Source organism: Clostridium sp., from assembly GCF_029267215.1.
In the GTDB taxonomy this organism is placed as follows: Bacteria; Bacillota; Clostridia; order Clostridiales; family Clostridiaceae; genus Sarcina.
Genome location: NZ_JARIDH010000049.1, coordinates 1 through 5459, shown reverse-complemented (window position 1 = coordinate 5459; position 5459 = coordinate 1). Strand labels below are relative to the sequence as shown.

Annotated in this window: 7 protein-coding genes; all 7 read left to right on the top strand. The window is 29.5% G+C overall.

The window, feature by feature from the left end:
• On the top strand, positions 1–341 hold a 341-nt coding region (gene rplQ, locus Q1K13_RS09430), incomplete at its 5' end, for a 50S ribosomal protein L17 (RefSeq protein ID WP_300349998.1).
• Between the two features lie 656 nt (positions 342–997).
• A complete protein-coding gene (locus tag Q1K13_RS09425; protein ID WP_300349996.1) occupies positions 998–1843 on the top strand; it encodes an energy-coupling factor transporter ATPase in 846 nt (281 codons plus the stop codon).
• Positions 1828–2685: an energy-coupling factor transporter ATPase gene (locus Q1K13_RS09420; RefSeq protein ID WP_300349993.1), complete on the top strand. Its 858-nt coding sequence runs from the start codon at positions 1828–1830 to the stop codon at positions 2683–2685. Before Q1K13_RS09425 ends, Q1K13_RS09420 begins: the two co-directional genes overlap by 16 nt.
• 15 nt (positions 2686–2700) lie before the next feature.
• Complete coding sequence (locus tag Q1K13_RS09415; RefSeq protein WP_300349990.1) at positions 2701–3513, top strand: energy-coupling factor transporter transmembrane component T family protein; 813 nt, start codon at positions 2701–2703, stop codon at positions 3511–3513.
• Positions 3514–3772: 259 nt separating this feature from the next.
• Positions 3773–4507, top strand: a complete 735-nt coding sequence (gene truA, locus Q1K13_RS09410) for a tRNA pseudouridine(38-40) synthase TruA (protein WP_300349987.1) — start codon at positions 3773–3775, stop codon at positions 4505–4507.
• Positions 4508–4652: 145 nt separating this feature from the next.
• Complete coding sequence (rplM, locus tag Q1K13_RS09405; protein WP_011010899.1) at positions 4653–5087, top strand: 50S ribosomal protein L13; 435 nt, start codon at positions 4653–4655, stop codon at positions 5085–5087.
• Positions 5088–5113: 26 nt separating this feature from the next.
• On the top strand, positions 5114–5459 hold a 346-nt coding region (gene rpsI, locus Q1K13_RS09400), incomplete at its 3' end, for a 30S ribosomal protein S9 (protein WP_300349978.1).

The following is a 5459-nucleotide window of genomic DNA, read 5'->3' as shown; positions in this document are numbered from 1 at the left end:
TGGCAGGATATCGTAAGTTAGGTCGTCCTACTGATCAAAGAAAAGCTATGCTTAGAAATCTTGTTACAAGCTTCTTAAAGCATGGTAAAATAGAAACTACTGAAACAAGAGCTAAGGAAACTAGAAGCCTTGCAGAGAAAATGATTACTCTTGCAAAAAGAGGAGATTTACATGCAAGAAGACAAGTGTTAGCATTTGTTACAGAAGAAGAAGTTGTTAGAAATTTATTTGACAACGTAGCTCCAAAGTACGCTGAGAGAAACGGTGGATACACTAGAATGTACAAAGTTGGTCCTAGAAGAGGAGATGGAGCTGAAGTTGTTATACTTGAATTAGTATAATATTCTTTGATTTATGGAGGATTAAGTTTTTGCTTAATCCTCTTTTGTTGTATAAAATTAAATATTAAATTCATTTCTTAGGAGAATTTTATTATAAATATATATTAAATAGATTTTGCAAGAGAATTAGTTATATAAATTTAAATAAAGTTCTAAAATAAGGGAATACCTATTTACAAAATAAAATTATTAATAGTATTATTTTATAAGTAGGTATTTTTTTATAGAAAATTGCTATTAATTATTGGGGTTTATAGGGTGTTAATTTCTATAGAAAGATAATACAATAATTTACTATTTTTGAAATTAAAAGTTTGTAGTTTTAGAAATATAAAATTATTTTATTTTTAGGTTTATATAATATGATGTTTAATTTACAATCTATAGAAGTCGTTAAAATTTTATAGAATAAATACTATTTATAATATGATATTTAATTTATCATGATAGATTTTGAATTTATTATTTAAAGTTAAAATTATTAATTTAACTTTTGAATAGTTAAATAGTTATTCATTCAAAGTTTAAAAGATTATATTAGAGAATGAGTGGCTAATATAACCTTTGAATTTTTATAGTTTACTTATTCAATAAGTTTTGGATAATTATTAGAATAACTTATAAAGAATAGAAAATTAGCTTTATAGGAGGCTAGTATGGGAGAAAATATGATTAAGAGTGAAGATTTAGTTTTTAAGTATATGAATACTGAAGAACAAACTGAGAAAATAGCTATTAACCATGTTAATATGGATGTAAAAAAAGGTGAGTTTCTTGTTATTTTAGGGCATAATGGATCAGGGAAATCTACTATGGCTAAACATATGAATGCTTTATTACTTCCTAGTGGTGGTAGGATGTATGTTGATGGATTAGATACTTCAGATGTTGATAATATTTGGGAAGTTAGAAGAAGATCAGGTATGGTGTTTCAAAATCCAGATAACCAGTTAGTTGCAACCATAGTTGAGGAGGATGTAGCTTTTGGACCAGAAAATTTAGGAGTGGAACCTAGTGAAATAAGAAAAAGAGTAGATGATTCTTTAAAAGCTGTTGGAATGTACGAGTATAGAAAGTATGCTCCGCATTTACTTTCAGGAGGTCAAAAGCAAAGGATTGCAATAGCTGGTATTTTAGCTATGATGCCTAAGTGTATAGTTTTAGATGAACCTACAGCTATGCTTGATCCTTCTGGTAGAAAAGAAGTTATGAAAACAATAAAAGAAGTAAATAGAAAGTTTGGAATTACTATTATACTTATAACTCATTATATGGATGAGGCAGCTCAGGCTGATAGGATAATTGTTATGGATAAGGGTGAGATGGTAATGGAAGGAGTTCCAAGAGAGATTTTTTCACAGGTTGAAAAGATAAAGGATATTGGGCTAGACGTTCCGCAGGTTACTGAATTAGCTTATGAACTTCAAAAAGAAGGTTTAGATATAACAACTGAAATATTAAATATAGATGAGATGGTGGATGCTTTATGTCAATTAAGATAGAAAATTTAAGTCATATATATATGCCTAAGACACCTTTTGAAAAAATAGCTTTAAATAATTTGAATTGCGAAATAAAAGATAGCGAATTTATTGCGTTAATTGGGCATACAGGTTCAGGAAAATCAACATTTATTCAGCATTTAAATGGCTTATTAAGACCTACAAGTGGGAAGATAATAGTGGATGGAGTGGATATATCAGATAAGAAAGTTAAATTAAGTGATATAAGAAAAAAAGTTGGATTAGTATTCCAGTATCCTGAGTATCAGTTATTTGAAGAAACTATTGAAAAGGATATAGAGTATGGTCCAAGAAACTTGGGAATAAGTGAAGAGGAAATATCAAAGAGAGTTAAGAAATCTATGTCTATGGTTGGACTTGATTATGAAACTTATAAAGATAAATCTCCTTTTGATTTAAGTGGAGGGCAGAAAAGAAGAGTTGCTATAGCTGGAGTTATTGCTATGGAACCTAAAACTCTTATTTTAGATGAACCTACTGCTGGATTAGATCCAAAAGGAAGAGAGGATATTTTATCTCAAATAAAAATTCTTCATGAAGAATATGGAATGACAATAATAATGGTTAGTCATAGTATGGAAGATGTTGCTAAGATTGCTGATAGAGTTATAGTTATGAATGGTGGAGAAATTGTTTTAGATGGTGAAATAGCAGAGGTTTTTAAAGAAGTTGAAACTTTAGAAAAGATAGGTTTGGCTGTTCCACAGGTTACTTATTTAGTTAGAGAGTTGAGAAAGAAGGGCTTTGATATATCAGAAGAAATATTTACTATTTCTCAAGCGAAGGAAGCACTTTTAAACATAATAAGGAATAATAATTAGGAAGGATAAGAAATTATGTTAAAGGACATTACTATAGGTCAATATATTCCTGGAGATTCTTTTGTGCATAAGTTAGATCCAAGGACTAAGATTTTAATATCATTTATTTTTATTGCTTCATTATTTATAGTAAATAAATTTTTTGGATATATTTTTATAATAGCTTTTTTAGGAGCAACAGTATTAATATCTAAGTTACAATTTAAATATTTATATAAAGGACTTAAACCAGTATTTTTATTAATTGCAATTACAGCAGCACTTAACATATTTATGATTAAAGGTACTGTAGATACTTTAATATGGCAGTGGAAATTCTTTGCCATATATCAAGAGGGTATCAGAACAGCTATATTTATGGCTCTAAGACTTATTTTATTAATAATGGGTACATCAGTATTAACTTTAACAACATCTCCTATAGAGCTTACAGATGGAATAGAGAAGCTTTTAAATCCATTAAAGAAAATAGGGGTCCCAGCTCATGAATTAGCAATGATGATGACAATTGCTTTAAGATTTATACCTACATTAATTGATGAAACTGATAAGATAATGAAAGCACAGAAAGCAAGAGGAGCTGATTTTGAATCAGGAAATTTAATTCAAAAAGCTAAGAGTTTAATACCAATCTTAATTCCTTTATTTATTAGTTCTTTTAGAAGAGCAGATGAACTTGCTATGGCAATGGAAGCTAGATGTTATAGAGGTGGAGATGGAAGAACTAGAATGAAGGTTTTAAAATATGCTAATAATGATTTTATATCATTTGGAGTTGCAGGAATACTTTTAGTTTTATCCATATTAGTTAGAATAAATATTATATAGATAATAAAAAAGATAAGTATATTTAGTAAAGACTACAAAACTGTAGTCTTTATTTTTATATAAAAAATATTTCTATTATAGAATAAATTGTTAATTATTATCGCTTAAATAAATTTACTTAATAATTTGATGGTTTAATGTAAAAGCTTTTGATAAAATTAAGAGTAGATTATAAAAAATATAGGGTTAGATTTTATATAAAATAAAACATATTAGGGTAGGAATAAAATTATAAGTTGAACTTAAAAGGAATGATAGAATGAAGAATATAAAATTAACAATAGAGTATGATGGAACTTCTTATTTTGGATGGCAAAAGCAACCTATAGGAAATACTATTCAGCAAAAGGTTGAGGAGGCTTTAAAAAAGGTTACTAAAGAGGAAATTGAGATATTAGGAAGTAGTAGAACTGATTCTGGTGTACATGCTAGAGCATATGTTGCTAATTTTAAAACTAATTCTAATATACCAGGTAAGAATTTTAAGGCTGCTTTGAATTCAAAGTTACCAAGAGATATAGTTATAATGGATTCAGAAGAGGTTGAGGAAGGTTTCCATGCAAGATATATGACTACTGGAAAGACTTATTGCTATACTATATTAAATAGAGAAGAGCCTCCAGCTTTAGAAAGGAATTATGTTTATCATGTTAAGAAAAAGTTAGATGTTGAATCTATGAAAGAGGCATGTCAATATTTTATAGGTAAACATGATTTTAAAGCTTTCCAAAGACCTGGGGGAACAGTAAAAACTTCAACTAGAACAATAAGTGATTTACATATTGAAACTTGTGGAGATAAGATAAAGATATATGTATCAGCAGATGGGTTTTTATATAATATGGTTAGACTTATAGTTGGTACTTTATTAAAAGTTGGAAGAGGAAAAGAAAAGCCTGAATTTATGAAAGAAGTCATTGAATCTGGAGATAGAAAAAAAGCTGGAATTTGCGTTCCAGCAAGTGGATTGTGCCTAGAAAAAGTTTTTTACTAAAAGTAGGTTAAATGTATTGACACGCCCGTAAGCGTGTATTATAATGGTATTTGTTTGTAAGAGAGATGTACGGGATTCAAAAGAATCTTAACATAAAGTACGAGGACATATAAAACCTATTTTAAAATTCTAGGGAGGGAAAACGATGAAATCATACATTGCAAAAGCACAAGAAGTTGAAAGAAAATGGTATGTTGTTGACGCTGCTGGAAAGCCACTAGGAAGAGTTGCTAGCCAAGTTGCTTCAATATTAAGAGGAAAGAACAAGCCAACATTTACACCAAATGTTGACTGTGGAGATTTCGTTATCGTTATAAACGCTGAGAAAGTTGTTTTAACTGGTAAGAAATTAGACCAAAAAATGTTAAGAAAACACAGCTTATACGCTGGTGGATTAAAAGAAACTCCATACAGAGAAGTTTTAGAAAAGAAACCTGAATTTGCTTTCGAAGAAGCAGTTAGAAGAATGCTTCCAACAGGCGTTTTAGGAAGAAAAATGTTAAAGAAATTAAACGTGTACAGAGGAGCTGAGCACAACCACGCTGCTCAAAAACCAGAAGTACTTGAGTTAAGATACTAATTATAAGCTCGGGAGGAGGAGTTCAAATGGCAAAAGTTCAATACATGGGAACTGGAAGAAGAAAGAAATCAGTTGCAAGAGTAAGACTTGTACCAGGTGAAGGTAGAGTTATAGTAAATAATAGAGAAATCGAAACATATTTCGGATTAGAAACTTTAAGAGTTGTAGTTAACCAACCATTAGTTTTAACTGAAACTAAAGACAAATATGACGTTTTAGTTAACGTTCATGGTGGTGGATTATCAGGTCAAGCAGGAGCTATAAGACATGGTATATCAAGAGCTTTATTAAAAGCTGACGAAAACTTAAGACCAGAATTAAAGAAAGCTGGATTCTTAACTAGAGACCCAAGAATGGTTGAAAGAAAGAAAT

What these genes read in the sequence shown, in the direction of transcription:
- Q1K13_RS09415 (WP_300349990.1), top strand. Translation starts at nt 2,701, where the DNA reads ATGTTAAAGGACATTACTATAGGTCAATATATTCCTGGAGATTCTTTT.
- Q1K13_RS09420 (WP_300349993.1), top strand. Translation starts at nt 1,828, where the DNA reads ATGTCAATTAAGATAGAAAATTTAAGTCATATATATATGCCTAAGACA.
- Q1K13_RS09425 (WP_300349996.1), top strand. Translation starts at nt 998, where the DNA reads ATGGGAGAAAATATGATTAAGAGTGAAGATTTAGTTTTTAAGTATATG.
- rplM (WP_011010899.1), top strand. Translation starts at nt 4,653, where the DNA reads ATGAAATCATACATTGCAAAAGCACAAGAAGTTGAAAGAAAATGGTAT.
- truA (WP_300349987.1), top strand. Translation starts at nt 3,773, where the DNA reads ATGAAGAATATAAAATTAACAATAGAGTATGATGGAACTTCTTATTTT.